Origin of the sequence: Carnobacterium mobile DSM 4848 (assembly GCF_000744825.1) — a bacterium.
GTDB classification, from domain to species: Bacteria; Bacillota; Bacilli; order Lactobacillales; family Carnobacteriaceae; genus Carnobacterium_A; species Carnobacterium_A mobile.
The window spans coordinates 686894-705488 of sequence record NZ_JQMR01000001.1 but is presented as its reverse complement, the minus strand read 5'-3'; the positions used below and the strand labels follow the sequence as shown (position 1 = coordinate 705488).

The following is an 18595-nucleotide window of genomic DNA, read 5'->3' as shown; positions in this document are numbered from 1 at the left end:
CATGGCTGATTTTTTTGCAAGCAATGGTTCTGATCTGTTGCTAAAAACTTGGGAACATCTTTACATTTCTGCTGTCGCCTTAATGCTTGGAGTGATTGTGGCTGTTCCTTTAGGAATTGTGTTAACACGTTTTAAAAGAGTATCTTCTGTTGTTATGGGATTAGCGACAATTCTGCAAACTGTCCCTTCGTTAGCTTTGCTAGCTTTGATGATTCCTATTTTGGGAATTGGAAAGTTACCTGCCATTATTGCGTTGTTTATCTATTCCTTATTGCCTATTTTAAGAAATACATATATTGGCATACAAGGAGTAGACCCAGGATTGAAAGATGCTGGGAAAGGAATGGGAATGACAGATATGGAGTTGATTCGTTTAGTTGAATTGCCACAAGCTGCTCCTGTGATCATGTCAGGCATACGTCTTTCAGGCGTATATGTTATTGCTTGGGCCACTTTAGCTTCTTATATCGGAGCAGGGGGATTAGGAGATTTTATTTTTAACGGACTAAACTTATTTATTCCTGAGCTAATCATTGGTGGGACTATTCCCGTCACCTTGTTAGCCTTATTAGCAGATTTTTTGTTAGGGAAATTAGAGAAAAAATTAACGCCCGCCAGTGCATAAAAATATAGGAGGTTTCAAAATAATGAACACAATCAAAAAAATTAATAAAATTGTGCTCCTTCTTTTGGCAACAGTAGTGTTAAGCAGTTGCTCACTTCCAGGCTTAGGCGGAGGGTTTGATAAAAAAGGGATCACTATTACCGGAGGCACAACTTCGGAACAACAAATTTTAGGCTTTATTGTTGAAGGTATGGTTGAACATTATCTGGATATAGATGCTCAACTTATTAATAATTTAGGTTCATCTACTTTAAATCATCAAGCTTTGATAGGCGGAGATGCAAATGTATCCGGTTCTCGGTATACAGGAACCTCTCTAACGGGTGAACTGGGTTTAGAACCGATAACAGATTCTGATAAAGCTTATCAAGCTGTTGTAAAGGGATTTGATCAAAAATTTGACCAAAAATGGTTTCCTTCTTATGGTTTTTCTAATACCTATGCCTTTATGGTAACGAAAGAAACTGCTGAAAAATATAACCTTAAAACAATCAGTGATTTAAAAGATATTATTTCAGATTTGAATTTAGGTGCTGATAATTCTTGGATGGAGCGAAAAGGGGATGGTTATCAAGCTTTTGTGAGCACATATGGTTTTGATTTTAATCGTGTCTACCCGATGCAAATTGGTCTAGTGTATGATGCTTTATCCGCTGACAAAATGGATGTAGTCTTAGGTTACTCAACGGATGGACGAATAAAAAGTTATGATTTGGTTGTTCTAGAAGATGATAAACATTTATTCCCAGCTTATGACGCCAGCCCTGTTGCCACACATCAAGTATTAAAAGATTATCCAGAATTGAATGAGGTTTTATTAAGATTAAAGGGTACAATTTCAACAGAAAAAATGCAAGAGTTGAATTATCAAGCTGATAACGATCTTTTAGAACCAAAAACTGTTGCACAAAATTTCTTGAGTGCAAACAATTACTTCGAAGATAAAGAAGTAAATACGAAAGGAGATGAATAAATAGTGGATATTTCAAAAATGGGACTTTGGGAACAGTTATGGTTTTATTTTAATGAAAACGGCTTTTATATTTGGGAGCAGTTTTTGCGCCACTTTTTAATCTCTATCTATGGCGTTCTTTTTGCAGCGGTCGTTGGTATACCGATTGGATTTTTGATTTCTCGTCGCGGAAAATTAGCGGATTGGGTTATTGGAATTGCTAATGTGATTCAAACTATTCCTTCTTTGGCTATGCTCTCTATTTTGATGCTAGGTCTTGGTTTAGGTACAAATACAGTTATTACTACTGTTTTTCTTTATTCCTTACTGCCAATCATTAAAAATACTTACACTGGAGTACGGAGTGTTGATCGCAACATCTTGGACTCAGGCAAGGGTATGGGAATGACGAGATTACAACTAACTTATATGGTGGAGTTGCCTTTATCCTTATCTGTCATTATGGCAGGTATCCGTAATGCATTGGTTGTAGGAATTGGAATCACTGCAATCGGCACATTTATTGGAGCTGGCGGCTTGGGAGATATTATTACACGTGGGGTCAATGCCACAGATGGAGGAGCCATTATCTTATCTGGAGCGATTCCGACGGCATTGATGGCTATTATTAGTGATTTGGTTTTAGGGTTTATTGAAAAGAAAATGGACCCAACCAACAAAATCCGAACTTAAAGGGAGTGTAGAAAAAGCGTTTAGATCCGCAACTTCTATCTTGCATGCCGTATCTCTAAGCAACTAAAACTGCAAGATTTAAGGCAACTGCGACGAATAAATGCAAGATAAAAGGGTGTCAGAACTGCTTTTTGGAATACGTTCTCGAATAAATAGTTGGATATGCAAAAGAGGATGAGACTTTTGTCTCATCCTCTTTCTTGCTTATTGTCTTAAGCTAAACGTACATGTCGAATATCATCAAATGAAAGCATATAGGTCATTTGTTGGTCTGAGTTTTCTAAAATAAGTAATTTTTTTTGGTTTGGTGCATATCTTAATAAGCCTTTTTGTTCTTTTACAGTTAAAACATGCTTTGTTTTGTTGGTTTGAAGAATAATAGGTTTACGGCGTTCATAGGCTTGAGTTAAAAAATATAGAACTTGGTGCTTTGGCATTTGAGGAAGTACTTGCAGTGAATCCATGTCTTTAGATAAAACAACTTTTCTACTAAAAAAATTAGGTTGTTTTTCAGCAAAGTTTTTTTCCATGTTTATTCCTCCGAACGTTTGTTTGATATTTTTATTATACGAACAAACGTTCAGAAGTGCAAGTCTTTTTCAAAATATTAATAATAAAGTTTTCTTTTCAAGGATTTTCTGTCTATAATAAGAATTGAAGAATAAAAAAGAAAAGTTTGTTTACTAAGGAGTTTTGGTATGAGTTATAAAATAATGGCTGATTCGTGTTGTGATCTACCGATAGAGTTTGTTGAAGAACATAACATTCATATTATGAATATGATCGTTAATATGGAGGGAAAAGAATACATCGATGACTTAGGGAAAACTTTTGATCGAGAAGCCTTTTTTCAAAAAATAAAAAACGGAGAAATAGCAACAACTTCTCAAATCAATATAGGAACTTATTTAGAAGTGTTCAAATACTATATTGAAGAAAACATACCCGTACTTTATTTGGCTTTTTCATCAGGATTAAGTGGTTCCTATAATAATGCATTAGCAGCTGTGGAAATGTTAAGAGAAGAATATGAGACTGTTGATATCACAATTATTGATACTTTAGCTGTTTGTTTAGGAGATGGACTACTTATTTATGAAGCAGTACAACGAAAAATAGCAGGGTCATCTTTAGAAGAAGTAGCTCAATGGGTAGAGAAAAATAAAACTAAACTGCATTCTTGGGTAACTGTCGAAGATATCAAACATTTAGAACGTGGTGGAAGAATTTCTGCAGTTTCTGCGACACTAGGAACATTGTTAAATGTAAAACCCATTATCGTTATGAACCGTTCTGGAAAGTTAGTTCCTTTTGCAAAAGCTCGGGGACGCAAAAAATCTTTGCAGTTTTTAGTACAAAAGACAGTAGATGGGATGATTGATCCACAAGATCAAACACTTTTTATCGGACATGCTGGTGTGCCGGAAGATGCGATTTGGGTGAAAGAAGCGATTCAAGAAAAAGCTGCTGTTAAAGATATCAAAATTTATCCTTATGGTCCAACGATTGCTGCGCATACTGGTTTTGGCTCGCTTGCAGTTTTTTCATTCGGAGACGAGAGAAAATAAGCAGAACTTATCCATAGTATGTGTAAAATAGTTCTCGAGATATTATTATTTTTTACTGGCAAAAAGAAAGAAGGCGTTCTATCATAAATGTATGCTTGACCGGCAAATACATAATTGAAAGAGGCCTTCTTATGAATAAGATTATATCAAAGGTTTACCAAATAATAAAGGATTCAAACCATTTAATAGAGACAGAAGAAGCTATTCAGGTTTATATGTATGAAGTATTTTCTGAATTAGTGGGAGATGTCTTCACTCATATCAATCAGGTGATCAAAGAGGAGAAACAACTTGAAGGTTGGAAAGTGAAACGAGAAGATTGGAAAATGGTCCAATTTAGTTTCGGTCCCATTCGGTACTATCGTACCTTAATGGTAGATCACACGGATCAGAATCATTATCCACTAGATGAGTGGTTAGGCATTCGAAAATATCAGCGTCATAGTCCATTAGTAGAAGTAAAAGTGGCTGAGTTGGCGAGTAAATCTACTTATCGAGATACTGCAACTATGCTAAATGAATGGACGGCTGTCACAATCAGCCACCAAACAGTTGGCAGTCTTCTTAAACGCGTTGGATCCGCACAAGCACGTGAAGATGAAGAAAGCGTATTGGAGCTAGAAGAAGCAGCTGAATTGCCAGAAGGGAAAAAAGTGGACTATTTCTATGCCGAAGCGGATGGCGTTTTTGTTCGTGGAACAGAAAAGAAAAAAAGCTTAGAAGTTCGTCATGCCATTCTTTACGAAGGCTGGAATAAAAACGGAAAACGCGTTTCCTTAAAGGAACCTAAAGCCATTATGACGACTAAAAAAACCGCTGGTTTTTGGGCAGAGGTTCAAGCCTTTACAGCGAATCATTATGCCTTACAACAAGCCCAAGTCATTACCAATAGTGACGGTGGACAAGGCTATACTGCAGATAGATTCCAAGAAGCTTTTTCTCAATCGAATTATCCCGTTCTCAATCAGCTAGACTCTTATCATGTCTTCCAAGGCTTGAATCGTGCATTTGGCGTGAAAACTAACGTTTTTAAACAGCAGGTCAAGCAAGCATTAAAGACGCATGATTTAGATCATTTAACTATTTGGCTGGATACGTATGAAAGTACGTTAGACGAAACAGCAGCAGTGGAAAAACTGAATACATTTAGAACCTATGTTTTACGGAATTGGGATCGGATTTTCGATTGGCGCGAAAAAGTAGAACAGGCTCCGAAAGGCGCCAGAGGGTTAGGCGCAATGGAATCGAATCAACGACACATCTCTTTTCGCATGAAAAAGCGCGGGATGCATTGGAGCACAGAAGGTTGCGAAGCTATGGTAAAGGTGAAACAAGGGATGTTCAATCACACCTTGCGTGAAGCCTACCTTCACCAACAAAATAGAAGTGCGAGACAACAACGCAAGCTGAACCAAACGGTTCGTTTATCGTCGTTATTGCATGAGAAAACGCGGCAGTCAGTCGGGGCAAAGAATGGGATCATTCCATTGTATGCCTCTCGTTCATCGGCAATAGGACAATTAATTAAAAGTTTTCGTTAATTCCTGTCTTTTGGAAGAAGGTTCCTGGTTTTAGGAACGTTCTTCCAAAAGATGGGCCAGCAAGCGGCGGAGCCGTGCGGTAGCTGATGGGTGTACAAAAATAGAGTGCCTAAACTAGTGAAGGAATAGGACGCTCGAGAAAAACTTGACACAAACTATCCATAAACAGAGTTGTATTTTGACTATGAAAACGATATAATGATACAATAAGAGAAATTCAATAGAAGTTTTTCATTCTTTTTTTAGAAGTAAAAAGAATGGCTATTCTTTCATTTTATACTAAGTGCAGTTAAGTTGTCATCAAGTAGAAATTATACGAAAAAAGTGCTAAACTTATCACTAAAGGATAATGAAAGAAAAAGATAGAATCTATTGAAAATTTAATAAAATAAAAATGGTTGGGCGATAGCTTTCAAGGTGCATTCTTCAAGGGGTGAGAAGAAACCTTATTGAGCTGCGTCCATTTTTGACTTTAGGGAGGTGAGATAATGAGTATAAAAACGATTCAGTACGTTAAAGAAGCAGAAGAAAGGGCTGAAAAATTAGAATTAGACAGCCAATCTAAGCTGGAAAATATATCGGTTGCGGCACAAACAGCTATTGAAGAGCGCAAAAAACAGTTATCTTCTGAATTAAACGCGTATGAACGTGAACAACAAAAAGAATACGATCAAAAAATCACTGTTATTAAAGAAAAGATTGACCAAGAAATAGCTGATGAACTGAATGAAATGAATCGTTCGATCCAATTGAATCAAACAGATGCGGTAAATGACATTGTGAAGGAGGTTATCAGTCGCTATGGCAATAGCTAAAATGAAAAAAGTAACGCTTTTGGCAGAACAAACAGATAAAGACCTTCTTTTAAAAGCAGTACAAGAATTGCAAAAACTTGAATTAATTGATTTGACCTCTTTAGAAGAATCTGCACTTCTTGATTACTATACTAAGGAAACTCCAGCAGTTGAAAGAACAGAATATGAAGAGCATTTAAAAGATGTTCAGTATGCTTTAGCGTATTTGAAACAACACATTCCTCAACCTGGCATGTTTGCTAAGTTAAAAAAAGGAAGAGCCGAATATACGTTAGAAGAACTGGAAGCATCCGTTTCTGTCTCTCAATTAGAAAGTCTTTGTCAAGATATTTCTGAAAGAGAAAAACAATTGATTGAATTAGATCAAAAGCGAAAAAGTGTAATAGAAGAAGAAAGTTTTTTACGCAAATGGGAACCGCTTGATTTTAATCCAAATGATTTAGCTGATTTTAAAGTGATTGCAGGTTTTATTGGCACTATCGCAACAGGAAATGCAACAGAATTTAAAACAGCTTTAAAAGAAGCTGTGCCGAACTATGTAGACGAAATTTTCCAATATAAGGATGAGGCAGCTTACTTAGTAATTACAGCAAAGGAAAATCAGCAAGAGATTGAATCAATTTTAAATCAGTTTCAATTCACAAAATTTAATTACCCTTATCGTTTATTACCAAAAGAAGAGTTAAAAAGAAATTTATCAGAAAATAAAAAACTCTCTGAACAAGAGCAGAAAATAAAAAAAGAAATCCTGTCTTTTTCTTCTAAAATAAAAGAGTTAGAGTTGGGAGAAGAATATTTTTACAATTTAATGCAAAGAGAAATTGGAAAGTCGCTTTTATTAAATGGGAAAAGTTTATTTCTATTAAATGGTTGGCTGGAAGAAGAACAGTTGCCCGAATTAAAAAAACTATTAGACGAGCATATGGGATCTGAACAGTATGCTGTGGTTTCAGAAGAAATTGAGATGAAAGAATTTAAACACGTTCCAGTCGTGCTGAAAAACAACAAGTTTGTTGAACCTTTTGAAAGTGTAACAGAGATGTACAGTTTGCCTAAGTACGACGATATTGATCCGACTCCCTTTATGATGCCTTTTTATTTAGTTTTCTTTGGGATGATGAGTGCTGATTTAGGGTACGGGCTAGTTCTTTTGATAGGAACGTATCTTGCTCAAAAGTTCTTTAACTTAGAACGCGGTATGGCGAAGTTTTTGCGTTTTTTCCACTTGTTGTCGTATTCAGTCATCATTTGGGGGTTGATTTATGGGAGCTTTTTTGGTTACGAGTTACCATTTCAGCTGTTGTCGACTACGAGCGATGTCATCACGATCCTCGTGCTTTCAGTAGTTTTTGGCTTTATCCAACTGGTTTATGGGTTGGTTATTAATAGCGGCGTCAAATGGCGAAAACAAGAAAGAGCTTCAAGTTATGTAGACGGAATGGCCTGGGTAGGTATTCTTGTAGGAATTGGTTTATTGGTATTAGGAATGTTGGTATTTGATAATCCAATCCTCAAAGTGATTTCTTATATCTTAATAGGTGTAAATGTCGTGGGTATTATCTTGGTTACCATGTTAGCCTCAAAAAATAAAGGCTTGGGAGCTGCATTGGGTCTGTATAACTTATATGGAGTTACTGGATATATCGGTGATTTGGTCAGTTATACTAGACTAATGGCTTTAGGTGTTTCAGGTGGTAGTATTGCTGCGGCGTTTAATATGATTGTAGATTTCTTGCCGCCTTTGGCTAAATTTACAGTTGGAATAGTTCTATTTATTGCATTACACGCTTTAAATATTTTCTTGACCTACTTAAGTGCTTATGTGCATACAGCTCGGTTACAATATGTTGAATTCTTTGGGAAGTTTTACGAAGGTGGCGGGCATGCTTTGAGTCCGTTGAAGACATTTGAGAAAAACATTTATTTAAAAAAACGGCAATAAATCAATTAATTGAATAAAAAATATAGTTAATTAAATGGAGGAAATAGATAATGGGAAACTTATTAACATTTTTATCAGAAAATAATGGCGGTTTATTTTTCGCAGCTATGGGAATTGGATTTGCAACAATCTTTTCAGGAATCGGTTCTGCAAAAGGTGTAGGGATGACAGGGGAAGCAGCAGCAGCTTTGACAACTGAACAACCAGAAAAATTTGGACAAGCTTTGATCTTACAATTGCTGCCAGGTACTCAAGGATTATATGGATTCGTTATTGCCTTTTTGATTTATTTGAATACAGGTGCGGATACTACTCTAGCACAAGGTTTATATATGTTGATGGCCGCAATGCCGATTGCATTTACTGGTTTGTTCTCAGGGATGTCTCAAGGACGCGTAGCATCTGCTGGTATCCAAATTTTAGCTAAGAAACCTGAACACGCTACAAAAGGAATTATTTACGCTGCCATGGTTGAAACGTATGCTATTTTAGGCTTTGTTATTTCCTTCTTGCTTGTATTAAATGCATAAAATCCAGTTCTATTCTAAAGAAGATAACTAGGAATGGAGGGGAAATCATGTCAGATCTTAAATTAATCACTGAACGTATGATTGAAAAAAAGAAGGCAGAAGTACAACAAACGATACGTCAGGCAGAAACAGAAGCAAAAGAAAAAGTAGCAGTAGCTGAAAAAGAGCTTGCTTTAGAAGAAGTTGAAGAAAAAAAAGCGATTGATCGTCGCTTGGCAAGTGATTTTGAAAAAAATAAAGACAGCTTAGAGAACTATAAGCGAAACCAATTGTTAGGCGAAAAGCAAGTTGCTTTGAAAGAAGTATTTAAAGAAGCTTTGTTTGCTATGGAGCAATGGAGTGAGACAGAATTTCAAAGTTTTTTGTTAGCGGTATTGCAACAATTTAAAGAAATCAAGAATCTTGAATTAGTGCTAGGTGAAAAATCAGTTGAAAAAGTTTCTGAAAGTTGGATAGAAAAAGTTGCTCAAGAAGGAATTTCGGTAACTTTAAAGACTGAAACAATCAATAAAAAAGCTGGTTTTATTCTTAAAAACAAAGGAATAGAGTACAATTACTTGTTTGAAGATTTAATTGCTGAACTTAAAAACCAGCTAGTTCCATCTGTATCAAAAAAATTGTTTTAATACGAGAGGAGGAGAATAAATGAAGCAAACAGCATTTGCTGGAACTAATGCACGCATTCGTGTTTTCGAAAGCAACCTCCTTAAGGATGATCAATTTGAACGGATGTTACAATCGCCTAACTTTGATGAAGCTCTAACTGTATTAAAAGATACTCCTTATCGGAATGATGTGGAGCAATTAAGAGAAACAAAAGATTATGATGCTTTGTTGGTAAAGGAATTACAACGAATGTACGCTGAGCTGTTCAGCATTAGCCCGGAACCTGCTTTAGTAGAACTGTTCTCATTACGCTATTCTTATCATAATTTAAAAGTACTGCTTAAAGAAAAGGTTACTGGAAATAATTTCTCGGAAATGTTGATTCCGATTGGAAAAGAACCTCTTTCAACGTTAAGACAAGCCGTAGAAACCGGTAAATCTGAAGACTTAGAACAGGAATACCTTATCAGTATCCAAGAAGTATTAACGGATTATGAAGAATATAAAAATCCGCAATCGATTGATATTATTTTAGATCGGCGCTATTTTACACATTTGAAACAATTAGCTAAAAAAATAAATGACCCTCAAGTGATGGATTTGATCACGTCATACATTGATTTAAACAATTTATCTACTTTAGCAAGAGCGATCAAACAGAAACGGACACGTAATTTTTTAACTACTATTTTATCTAGCTCTGGAAGTATCCCTAAAGAAGAATTGGTTTCATTAGGTTCTGAAAGTTTAGAAGATGCGGGCAGAAAATTAGCAGAAGGAAAGTATCGTGCTATCATAATGGCTTCCATTCATTCTGATAATCAAGAACTGTCTCCTGTTAAAATAGATTTGGCAACAGATGATGCCTTTATGGAGAAAATGAAAGCAGCAAAATTAGAAGCCTTTGGCCCGATGCCTTTATTGGCTTATATTTACGCTAAAGAAAATGAAGTGAAAAATTTGCGTCTGATTTTAGTAGGAAAAGAAAACAATTTGCCCATCGAAGAGGTTAGAGAAAGGATGCGGATCAATTATGGCTCATAAAATTGGAGTAGTTGGTGATAAAGATTCGATTTTGCCTTTTAAAGTTTTAGGGTTTGATATTTTTTATGCATCCGGAGCTAAAGAAGCTCGACGTATTGTAGATCGTTTAGCTAAAGAAGAATATGGAATTATTTATTTGACTGAGCCTTTAGGTAAATTAATACCTGAAACGATTGAACGTTACGATCAAGTACCTAAACCTGCTGTTATTTTGATTCCAAATCATTTAGGATCATTAAATATTGGAAAAGAACGGATTCAGCAAAACGTTGAAAAAGCAGTTGGGCAAAATATTTTATAGGAGGTTACCAGTTTGAACAAAGGAAAGATCGTAAGCGTCTCTGGGCCATTAGTCACTGCTGATGGCATGGAGCAAGCTAATATTCAAGATATTTGTAAAGTCGGTAAACTTGGATTGATCGGCGAAGTCATCGAAATGCGTAATGATGTAGCTTCTATCCAAGTTTACGAAGAAACATCCATGATTGGGCCAGGGGAACCAGTTGAAACCACTGGAGAAGCATTGTCAGTAGAGTTGGCACCGGGTATGATTGCTCAAATGTTTGATGGGATTCAACGGCCATTGGATAAATTTATGGCAAAAACAGAAAGTAATTATTTGGTTCGCGGTGTATCAATTGAAGCTTTAAGTCGAACGGCCAAATGGAAATTTACGCCAACTGTTGAAGTAGGCGACAAAGTAGTTGCTGGAGATATCGTAGGTATTGTTCCTGAAACAAAAGTGATTGACCATAAAATAATGGTGCCTTATGGAGTAGAAGGAACGATCAAAAGCATCGAGAATGGTGAGTTTGACATTACAGACACCATTTATACAGTAGAAACAGAAGACGGCGTAAAAGAATTTACAATGATGCAAAAATGGGCAGTGAGACATGGTCGTCCTACTGCTAAAAAATTAAACCCTGCTGAGCCGATGATCACTGGTCAACGAGTAATCGATACGTTATTCCCCGTAGCAAAAGGAGGAGCTGCTGCTGTTCCTGGACCATTCGGTGCCGGTAAAACAGTTGTGCAACACCAAATCGCTAAGTGGGCAGATGTTGATTTAGTAGTATATGTAGGTTGTGGAGAACGCGGTAACGAAATGACGGATGTAATCAATGAATTTCCTGAATTAGTCGATCCAAACACTGGAGAATCTATTATGGAACGGACGATTTTAATTGCAAATACATCAAATATGCCCGTTGCTGCCCGTGAAGCTTCCATTTATACAGGTATTACGATTGCTGAGTATTTTAGAGATATGGGTTATAGTGTAGCAATCATGGCGGATTCTACGTCTCGTTGGGCAGAAGCGCTACGGGAAATGTCTGGACGTTTAGAAGAAATGCCGGGAGACGAAGGATATCCTGCGTATTTAGGTAGCCGGATCGCAGAATTTTATGAGCGTGCAGGTAAAGTTATTACTTTAGGTTCAACAGGACGCGAAGGCAGTATTACAGCAATCGGAGCAGTATCGCCTCCAGGAGGAGATACATCTGAACCGGTGACTCAAAATACATTGCGCGTAGCGAAAGTATTTTGGAGCTTAGATAATTTACTTGCACAAAAACGGCATTTCCCTTCAATTGACTGGTTGTCATCTTATTCTTTATATTCAGAAGAATTAGGTAAATATACAGGAGAAGTATTAGGAAAAGACTGGACTGGCATGGTCAGAAGAACGATGACATTGCTGCAAGACGAATCAGAATTAGAAGAAATTGTCCGTTTAGTAGGTGTGGAGTCTTTATCTGAAAATGATCGGTTGAAATTAGAAATAGCTAAAATGATTCGTGAAGACTTTTTACAACAAAATGCTTTTGATGATGTAGATACCTATACTTCAAGAGAAAAACAATATGAAATGTTATCAACTATCCTTCTTTTTGAAGACGAAGCGTTAGCTGGAATGAAATTAGGAGCTTACTTCAATGAAATTATTGAAGGAACTGTTGCCATTCGTGACAGAATTGCTCGTGGAAAATATATTCCTGAAGAAAACATCGGCGAATTTAAAACGTTGAAAACTGATATTGAAACAGTTATTCATCAAATCGTTGAAAAAGGAGGTATGGACTCAAATGCTTAAAGAATATAGAACAGTAACAGAAGCTGTTGGTCCTTTAATGGCAGTTGAAGGCGTTGAAGGGGTTAAATTTGACGAATTAGTCGATATTCAAATGCAAAATGGCGAAAGAAGACGAGGACAAGTTTTAGAAATCGATGGCGATAAAGCGATGGTCCAAATCTTTGAAGGTTCCAGTGGGATCAACTTAAAAGACACAAAAGTTCGTTTTTTAGGCAGACCTTTGTCGTTGGATGTTTCTGAAGATATGGTTGGTCGAATTTTTGATGGAATGGGTCGAATTAATGACAATGGACCAGAATTGATTCCTGAAAAAACCTTAGATGTAAACGGAGAAGCCATCAACCCGATGGCACGCGACTATCCGGATGAGTTTATCCAAACCGGGATCTCCACTATTGATCATTTAAATACATTGGTCCGGGGACAAAAATTACCGGTATTTTCAGGATCTGGTTTGCCTCATAAGGAATTAGCTGCTCAGATCGCAAGACAAGCAACGGTTTTGAATTCCGAAGAAGAGTTTGCCATTGTGTTTGCAGCGATCGGCATTACTTTTGAAGAAGCTGAATTTTTTATGGAAGATTTTCGTGAAACAGGCGCAATCGATCACTCTGTTATGTTTATCAATTTGGCTAACGATCCAGCTATTGAACGGATTGCAACTCCGAAAATGGCGTTGACAGCAGCAGAATATTTAGCTTACGAAAAAGATATGCATGTCTTAGTAATTATGACGGATATGACAAATTACTGTGAAGCATTACGTGAAGTTTCGGCTGCCAGACGTGAAGTTCCGGGACGTCGTGGTTATCCAGGTTATTTGTATACGAACTTAGCAACGTTATTTGAACGTGCAGGTCGTTTAGTAGGTGGAAAAGGTTCTGTAACACAAATACCAATTTTAACGATGCCTGAAGATGATATCACTCATCCGATTCCCGACTTGACTGGTTATATCACGGAAGGACAAATTATTTTATCCCGTGAATTATACAACAGCGGAATACAGCCGCCGATAAACGTTTTACCGTCTTTATCTCGTTTAAAGGACAAAGGAACAGGTGAAGGCAAAACAAGAAAAGACCATGCTGCCACTATGAACCAACTATTTGCAGCGTATGCAGAAGGAAAGCAAGCGAAAGAATTGGCAGTCGTTCTAGGAGAATCAGCTCTTTCGGAAACGGATAAACTGTATGCTGAATTTGGCGATCGTTTTGAAAAAGAATACGTAAACCAAGGGAATTATACAAACCGCACAATTGAAGAGTCGTTAGATTTAGCATGGGAATTACTAGCTATTTTACCTAGAACTGAATTGAAACGGATCAAAGACGACATGCTGGACGAATATCTGCCGAAAGGGGAGTGAGTCTAAATGGCAAAATTAAATGTTAATCCTACACGAATGGAATTAACTATTTTGAAAGAACGGTTATCTACTGCTACACGTGGACACAAGTTGCTGAAAGACAAACAAGATGAGCTGATGCGTCAGTTTATTACATTGATCCGTAAAAACAACGAACTGCGTGCAGAAGTAGAAGCTAAATTAACAAGTGCTATGCAGTCTTTTGTAATGGCTAAAGCCTTATTAAATGAAAATTTCATTGAAGAACTTGTAGCTATTCCTCCTCGTTCAGTAGAATTGGAACTGTACGAAAGAAATATTATGAGTGTAGCTGTTCCCGTTATGAATTTCCAATATGATGAAAAAGAAGAAACAAATGAATTGCGTTATGGGTATTTAAATTCGAATAGTGAATTGGATACATCCATTGAAGAAATGTCAGCGGTAATGCCGCAGTTGTTAGAACTTTCAGAAATAGAAAAGACTTGTCAATTAATGGCAGATGAAATCGAAAAAACACGACGTCGGGTTAACGCATTGGAGTACATGACGATTCCGCAATTAGAAGAAACCATTTACTTTATTCAAATGAAATTGGACGAAAACGAAAGAGCCAATATTACTCGTTTGATGAAAGTAAAAGATATGGGGTAAGAAAAAGGCAAAATCAAAAATGATTTTGCCTTTTTCTGTATATCAGATGAGATAGAGGAGTTAATTAAAAGATTGGTTACCGCTTCTTTTCTTGAACTCTTTTCGATGTCGGAAAACGAAATGGTTCTGTATACTTACCTTAAGGAGTTGACTCAGATGAAAAAGGACAGCCTGCAAGAAATCTTTATGGCGAAAAAGCAAGAGGAGAAAGTAGCACTTGTATTAGGAGGCGGGGGAGCTAGGGGATCTTATCAAATCGGAGTTTGGAAAGCGTTAAAAGAACTAAACGTGCCCATTCATATCTTGACAGGCACTTCTGTTGGGGCTTTGAACGGAGCGTTGATTCTTCAAAATAAATACGAACAAGCTGAAAAAATGTGGCGGACAATAGAAACCCGTCATGTGTTAAAACTGAATAAGTCTTTTGAAACGACTAGTTTTAAAAGTTACCGACGAACAGTAGGCGGTTTTATTCTTTCAGCAGTAAAAAAAAGAGGATTTGATACGACACCCTTAAAAAGTATGATTGATACCTATGTATCAGATGAAGCAGCTATCAGAAAAAGCGAGATAGCATTTGGTTTGACATTGACTGAATATCCTTCAATGAAACACCAAGAATTCTTTTTATCTGATATTCCATTTGGCCAACTAGGGCTCTATTTACTCGGCAGTGCTTCTTTTTATCCCGCTATGCAGACTACGCGAATAGAAGGGAAAGAATATATTGACGGCGGTTATTATGAAGACTTGCCGATTGATTTGGCACTTAAAAAAAATCCGACTGAAATCATCAGCGTGCCGATTAATGGCTTAGTCTCATTAAAAAGACCCTTAACTAATGGGAGTATACCCATTCGCCAATTAGGCAGTAAATGGCCTTTAGGTAATTTCCTTTTATTTGATAAAAATCGAGCAGATATCAATATTGCATTAGGTTATTATGAGACAATGAAAGCATATGACTTCTATGAGGGCAGTTGGTACACCTTTGAGAAAGCCGGTTTTGAAAAACATTACGAAGAGTTTTATAGGCGCTTTGCTTCCTTTTTAATCCATCCAGATAAACGCTTTGCGGCTTCTTTCTTTAAGACAGAAAACCAGCAAAGGAAGCTGCTGATTGCTTTAAACAAGAGCTGGAAAGGAAAAATTGGAAAAAAAGAATTGGTTTATGCTATCTATGAATTGATTGGGAAATTGTTTATGATCAGTCCTACTCAAGTATACGAATTTGAGTCATTTGAAAAGCGGATCCTGGAAAGATATAAAGAATTGCTGAATAGCACATCTTTTGAAGAGGTTGACCAATTGCTTTCAATTAATGTAACTTATTCGGTAGAAGAATGGATAGCCCGGTATATTGAAACCCTTCCGCTGCTTTCAAATAAAAAAATGTTGTTTTATTTTACCGATTTAATGGATAGAAATCAGGAGGAAGAATGGTATAACTGGAAAGTGAACTATTTAATCCGGCAAAAGCCGCATGTCTTCATGATGGCGGTTTGTCTGGATCAAATAAAAAATATAAATTTGTAAGAAAAATTATACAAAATAGTGGCATTTATGGTACACTGAAAGGCAAGTACTCATTATCAAATGTTTTATAGAAGCTTATTTAAGTTGTTTATAGTGAGGAGTGAACGAAGTGGCTCAAAAATTTTCTTATGAAATTATGGAAGAAATAGCAGTGCTTTCTGAAAATAATAAAGGTTGGCGTAAAGAACTGAATTTAGTGAGTTGGAATGGAAATCCGCCTAAATTTGATATTCGTGACTGGGCACCCGATCATGAAAAAATGGGAAAAGGTTTAACATTGACCAACGAAGAAATGAATACACTCAAATCCTTTTTAGCAACTTTTGATTAACCCTCTTTTTTGTAAAAGATGGAATAAAATGATTTTTTTAGAACAGAAAGGATTTTAACATGACAGAACGTGGACTTTTGATTGTTCTTTCGGGCCCATCGGGTGTAGGCAAAGGAACGGTAAGGAAGGCAATATTTGAACAACCGGATAATGACTTGGACTATTCTATTTCCATGACTACACGAAAAAAACGTGAAGGAGAAATAGAAGGAGTCGATTATTTTTTTAGAACAAAAGAACAGTTTGAAGAGCTGATTGCAAACGGCGGTTTATTAGAATATGCTGAATATGTTGGAAACTATTATGGAACACCTTTAGATTATGTTAATCAAACATTAGCAAGCGGCAAAGACGTATTTTTAGAGATTGAAGTTCAAGGTGCTTTACAGGTGCGAGAAAAAATGCCTGAAGGGATCTTTATTTTCTTGACTCCTCCTGGTCTCGGCGAATTAAAATCACGCATTGTCGGACGCGGAACAGATGAAGTGGCTGTGATTGAGCGCCGGATGATGAAAGCCGTTGAAGAAATCAATTTAATGCAGCATTATGATTATGCTGTTGAAAATGACAAAGTAGAAAATGCCGTAAATAAAATTAAAAGTATTATTGAGTGTGAGCATTTAAAAGTTTCACGTGTGGTTCACCGGTATAAAAAAATGATTGAGGAGCTGTAAAAAACTATGATGTTACATCCATCTATTGATAGTTTATTAGAAAAAATCGATTCAAAATATTCTTTGGTAATCTTAGCAAGTAAACGTGCGCATGAATTAGACGGCAAAGCAATGCCTATGTTGGAAGAATACCAATCTCATAAAAATGTCGGCCGAGCTTTAGAGGAAATTGATGCTGGCGATTTAGTTATCGATCCTACAACAGTTAGTTTGACAGAATAACTGCTAGAGACAGGTCAATTTTGCAACGTATGCTCTATTTAAGTGCTTCAAAATAGGTATCTGCCTGTTTTGGGGTACTTTTCTTTTTGTATAAAGAAGAAAGAAAAGAAAGAGAATGCGGATGTTCACAAGACAAATGCCTTCTTTTTTAGTAAAATATAGAAAGGGATCATTCAGGCACGTAAGTATCAAAGAGGAGGCAATCTAAATTGTTGAAAAATAAAAACGTAGTGATGTATGTTTCAGGTGGAATTGCTGTATACAAAGCTGCTGATTTAGTTAGACAATTCATTAAGCAAGGTGCCAATGTAAAAGTAGCCATGACAGCATCAGCGCAAGAATTTGTGACACCTTTGACTTTTCAAATCCTAAGCAAACATCATGTGTATACTGACACATTTGACGAACGCGAAAGCGATAAGGTTAGTCATATTCATCTGGCAGATTGGGGAGACATTGCAATTGTTGCACCAGCTACGGCTAATGTCATAGCTAAAATAGCGAATGGAATAGCTGATGATTTTGTTACAACAGCTTTACTGGCTACAACGACGCCGGTTTTTGTTGTTCCGGCAATGAACTCTCATATGTTAGAAAATCCAGCTACTGTTCGCAATTTTAAAATTTTAGAAGCCGATGGGCGTTTTGTTATGGAACCTGCTACAGGCTTCTTAGCAGAAGGTTATGAAGGAAAAGGACGGTTCCCGGAACCTATTGACATCATCGAAACGGTTAAAAACTTCTTAGTTACACAACAACCGGATTTGCCGTTAAAAAATAAACGCGTTGTCATAACAGCCGGAGGAACAAAAGAACGCATTGATCCAGTTCGTTATATTACAAATGACTCATCTGGAAAGATGGGGTACAGTTTGGCAAATGCAGCCAGGGATTTGGGAGCAGAAGTCATTTTGGTATCTGCGACACAACAGTTAACAGAACCTTTTGGAGTTACACTTATTCCAGTAAACTCGGCTCAAGAAATGTTGGAAGCTGTAATGAACGAATATGCACAAGCGGATATTGTTGTAATGGCCGCAGCTGTGTCTGATTACCGTCCTAAAGAACAAGCAGCTCAAAAAATTAAAAAGAATGAAACGACGATGACAATCTTCTTAGATAAAACAACAGATATTTTAGCTCAATTAGGCCAGCAAAAACAGCACCAATTTTTGATTGGTTTTGCTGCTGAAACCCATGATATCGAAAAATATGCTCGTGGAAAATTAACGCGAAAAAAAGCAGATATGATTGTAGCAAATGATGTCTCTAAATCCTATGCAGGTTTTAATAAAGACACAAATGAAGTTACGATCTTTATGCCTGAGGAGCAACCTGTTGAAATTTCTGTTCGCAGCAAACAAGAAATTGCTATAAGAATTTTTGAAGAAGCCATTAAACGAATGAAAAAGTAAG

At 36.7% G+C, this 18595-nt stretch carries 20 protein-coding genes and 1 other annotated feature; of the genes, 19 read left to right on the top strand and 1 reads right to left on the bottom strand.

Features of this window, described 5'->3' with window-relative positions; translation table 11 throughout:
- Position 1: 1 nt before the first annotated feature.
- Genes BR87_RS03175 through BR87_RS03165 form a run of 3 tightly spaced genes read left to right on the top strand, consistent with a single transcriptional unit; the run spans position 2 to position 2270 of the window.
- Positions 2-625, top strand: a complete 624-nt coding sequence (locus BR87_RS03175) for an ABC transporter permease (protein ID WP_035028560.1) — start codon at positions 2-4, stop codon at positions 623-625.
- Positions 626-656: 31 nt separating this feature from the next.
- Positions 657-1598, top strand: coding sequence for an osmoprotectant ABC transporter substrate-binding protein (locus BR87_RS03170; RefSeq protein WP_035032750.1), 942 nt, complete (start codon positions 657-659; stop codon positions 1596-1598).
- A gap of 18 nt (positions 1599-1616) precedes the next feature.
- Entirely contained in the window at positions 1617-2270 is a 654-nt protein-coding gene (locus BR87_RS03165; protein ID WP_169741145.1) for an ABC transporter permease, read from the top strand.
- A gap of 212 nt (positions 2271-2482) precedes the next feature.
- On the opposite strand, the gene BR87_RS03160 is transcribed toward BR87_RS03165, so the two are convergent.
- A complete protein-coding gene (locus BR87_RS03160) occupies positions 2483-2800 on the bottom strand; it encodes a hypothetical protein (RefSeq protein ID WP_035028557.1) in 318 nt (105 codons plus the stop codon).
- A 168-nt stretch (positions 2801-2968) separates the two neighbouring features.
- Here BR87_RS03160 and BR87_RS03155 point away from each other — a divergent pair, with 168 nt between their 5' ends.
- The 16 genes from BR87_RS03155 to coaBC all read left to right on the top strand — a co-directional run bounded on the left by BR87_RS03155 (position 2969) and on the right by coaBC (position 18594).
- Positions 2969-3838 (top strand): DegV family protein, encoded by an 870-nt coding sequence (locus tag BR87_RS03155; RefSeq protein WP_035028554.1) that lies wholly within the window; start codon positions 2969-2971, stop codon positions 3836-3838.
- 131 nt (positions 3839-3969) lie between these two features.
- Positions 3970-5379 carry an ISLre2 family transposase gene (locus tag BR87_RS03150; protein WP_035028552.1) on the top strand — a complete coding sequence of 470 codons (1410 nt, stop codon included), beginning with the start codon at positions 3970-3972 and terminating at the stop codon, positions 5377-5379.
- 396 nt (positions 5380-5775) lie between these two features.
- Positions 5776-5822: a sequence feature (sodium ion sensor (DUF1646 type); this cis-regulatory element may regulate processes involved in with the transportation of sodium ions), on the top strand.
- A 45-nt stretch (positions 5823-5867) separates the two neighbouring features.
- Entirely contained in the window at positions 5868-6194 is a 327-nt protein-coding gene (locus BR87_RS03145) for a hypothetical protein (RefSeq protein WP_035028550.1), read from the top strand.
- The gene (locus BR87_RS03140) at positions 6181-8136 is read left to right on the top strand and encodes a V-type ATP synthase subunit I (protein WP_035028548.1); all 1956 of its coding nucleotides are present in this window, start codon (positions 6181-6183) and stop codon (positions 8134-8136) included. The genes BR87_RS03145 and BR87_RS03140 overlap by 14 nt, the downstream gene beginning before the upstream one ends.
- A 50-nt stretch (positions 8137-8186) precedes the next feature.
- A complete protein-coding gene (locus tag BR87_RS03135) occupies positions 8187-8666 on the top strand; it encodes a V-type ATP synthase subunit K (protein WP_035028546.1) in 480 nt (159 codons plus the stop codon).
- 47 nt (positions 8667-8713) lie between these two features.
- Entirely contained in the window at positions 8714-9292 is a 579-nt protein-coding gene (locus BR87_RS03130) for a hypothetical protein (protein ID WP_035028544.1), read from the top strand.
- A 19-nt stretch (positions 9293-9311) separates the two neighbouring features.
- Entirely contained in the window at positions 9312-10316 is a 1005-nt protein-coding gene (locus tag BR87_RS03125) for a V-type ATP synthase subunit C (RefSeq protein WP_035028542.1), read from the top strand.
- Positions 10306-10617 (top strand): V-type ATP synthase subunit F, encoded by a 312-nt coding sequence (locus BR87_RS03120; RefSeq protein WP_035028539.1) that lies wholly within the window; start codon positions 10306-10308, stop codon positions 10615-10617. The genes BR87_RS03125 and BR87_RS03120 overlap by 11 nt, the downstream gene beginning before the upstream one ends.
- Positions 10618-10629: 12 nt before the next feature.
- Positions 10630-12414: a V-type ATP synthase subunit A gene (locus BR87_RS03115; protein ID WP_035028536.1), complete on the top strand. Its 1785-nt coding sequence runs from the start codon at positions 10630-10632 to the stop codon at positions 12412-12414.
- On the top strand, positions 12407-13783 hold the full coding sequence (locus tag BR87_RS03110; protein ID WP_035028533.1) for a V-type ATP synthase subunit B: 1377 nt from the start codon (positions 12407-12409) through the stop codon (positions 13781-13783). Before BR87_RS03115 ends, BR87_RS03110 begins: the two co-directional genes overlap by 8 nt.
- Positions 13784-13789: 6 nt before the next feature.
- Positions 13790-14416, top strand: coding sequence for a V-type ATP synthase subunit D (locus BR87_RS03105; protein WP_035028530.1), 627 nt, complete (start codon positions 13790-13792; stop codon positions 14414-14416).
- A gap of 156 nt (positions 14417-14572) precedes the next feature.
- The gene (locus BR87_RS03100) at positions 14573-15952 is read left to right on the top strand and encodes a patatin-like phospholipase family protein (protein ID WP_051929650.1); all 1380 of its coding nucleotides are present in this window, start codon (positions 14573-14575) and stop codon (positions 15950-15952) included.
- Positions 15953-16061: 109 nt separating this feature from the next.
- Positions 16062-16283: a YdbC family protein gene (locus BR87_RS03095; protein ID WP_035028527.1), complete on the top strand. Its 222-nt coding sequence runs from the start codon at positions 16062-16064 to the stop codon at positions 16281-16283.
- A 59-nt stretch (positions 16284-16342) separates the two neighbouring features.
- Entirely contained in the window at positions 16343-16957 is a 615-nt protein-coding gene (gene gmk / locus BR87_RS03090; protein ID WP_035028524.1) for a guanylate kinase, read from the top strand.
- A gap of 6 nt (positions 16958-16963) precedes the next feature.
- Positions 16964-17179 carry a DNA-directed RNA polymerase subunit omega gene (rpoZ, locus tag BR87_RS03085; protein ID WP_035028521.1) on the top strand — a complete coding sequence of 72 codons (216 nt, stop codon included), beginning with the start codon at positions 16964-16966 and terminating at the stop codon, positions 17177-17179.
- Positions 17180-17388: 209 nt separating this feature from the next.
- Positions 17389-18594 carry a bifunctional phosphopantothenoylcysteine decarboxylase/phosphopantothenate--cysteine ligase CoaBC gene (coaBC, locus tag BR87_RS03080; RefSeq protein WP_035028518.1) on the top strand — a complete coding sequence of 402 codons (1206 nt, stop codon included), beginning with the start codon at positions 17389-17391 and terminating at the stop codon, positions 18592-18594.
- The last annotated feature ends 1 nt before the right edge of the window (position 18595 follow it).

Excerpts from the sequence above, each read along its gene's own strand:
- BR87_RS03130 (WP_035028544.1), top strand. The coding sequence starts at position 8,714 with ATGTCAGATCTTAAATTAATCACTGAACGTATGATTGAAAAAAAGAAG.
- BR87_RS03110 (WP_035028533.1), top strand. The coding sequence starts at position 12,407 with ATGCTTAAAGAATATAGAACAGTAACAGAAGCTGTTGGTCCTTTAATG.
- rpoZ (WP_035028521.1), top strand. The coding sequence starts at position 16,964 with ATGATGTTACATCCATCTATTGATAGTTTATTAGAAAAAATCGATTCA.
- BR87_RS03100 (WP_051929650.1), top strand. The coding sequence starts at position 14,573 with ATGAAAAAGGACAGCCTGCAAGAAATCTTTATGGCGAAAAAGCAAGAG.
- BR87_RS03125 (WP_035028542.1), top strand. The coding sequence starts at position 9,312 with ATGAAGCAAACAGCATTTGCTGGAACTAATGCACGCATTCGTGTTTTC.
- BR87_RS03140 (WP_035028548.1), top strand. The coding sequence starts at position 6,181 with ATGGCAATAGCTAAAATGAAAAAAGTAACGCTTTTGGCAGAACAAACA.
- BR87_RS03155 (WP_035028554.1), top strand. The coding sequence starts at position 2,969 with ATGAGTTATAAAATAATGGCTGATTCGTGTTGTGATCTACCGATAGAG.
- BR87_RS03105 (WP_035028530.1), top strand. The coding sequence starts at position 13,790 with ATGGCAAAATTAAATGTTAATCCTACACGAATGGAATTAACTATTTTG.
- gmk (WP_035028524.1), top strand. The coding sequence starts at position 16,343 with ATGACAGAACGTGGACTTTTGATTGTTCTTTCGGGCCCATCGGGTGTA.
- BR87_RS03120 (WP_035028539.1), top strand. The coding sequence starts at position 10,306 with ATGGCTCATAAAATTGGAGTAGTTGGTGATAAAGATTCGATTTTGCCT.
- BR87_RS03135 (WP_035028546.1), top strand. The coding sequence starts at position 8,187 with ATGGGAAACTTATTAACATTTTTATCAGAAAATAATGGCGGTTTATTT.
- BR87_RS03145 (WP_035028550.1), top strand. The coding sequence starts at position 5,868 with ATGAGTATAAAAACGATTCAGTACGTTAAAGAAGCAGAAGAAAGGGCT.
- BR87_RS03160 (WP_035028557.1), bottom strand. The coding sequence starts at position 2,800 with ATGGAAAAAAACTTTGCTGAAAAACAACCTAATTTTTTTAGTAGAAAA.
- BR87_RS03175 (WP_035028560.1), top strand. The coding sequence starts at position 2 with ATGGCTGATTTTTTTGCAAGCAATGGTTCTGATCTGTTGCTAAAAACT.
- BR87_RS03150 (WP_035028552.1), top strand. The coding sequence starts at position 3,970 with ATGAATAAGATTATATCAAAGGTTTACCAAATAATAAAGGATTCAAAC.
- BR87_RS03165 (WP_169741145.1), top strand. The coding sequence starts at position 1,617 with ATGGGACTTTGGGAACAGTTATGGTTTTATTTTAATGAAAACGGCTTT.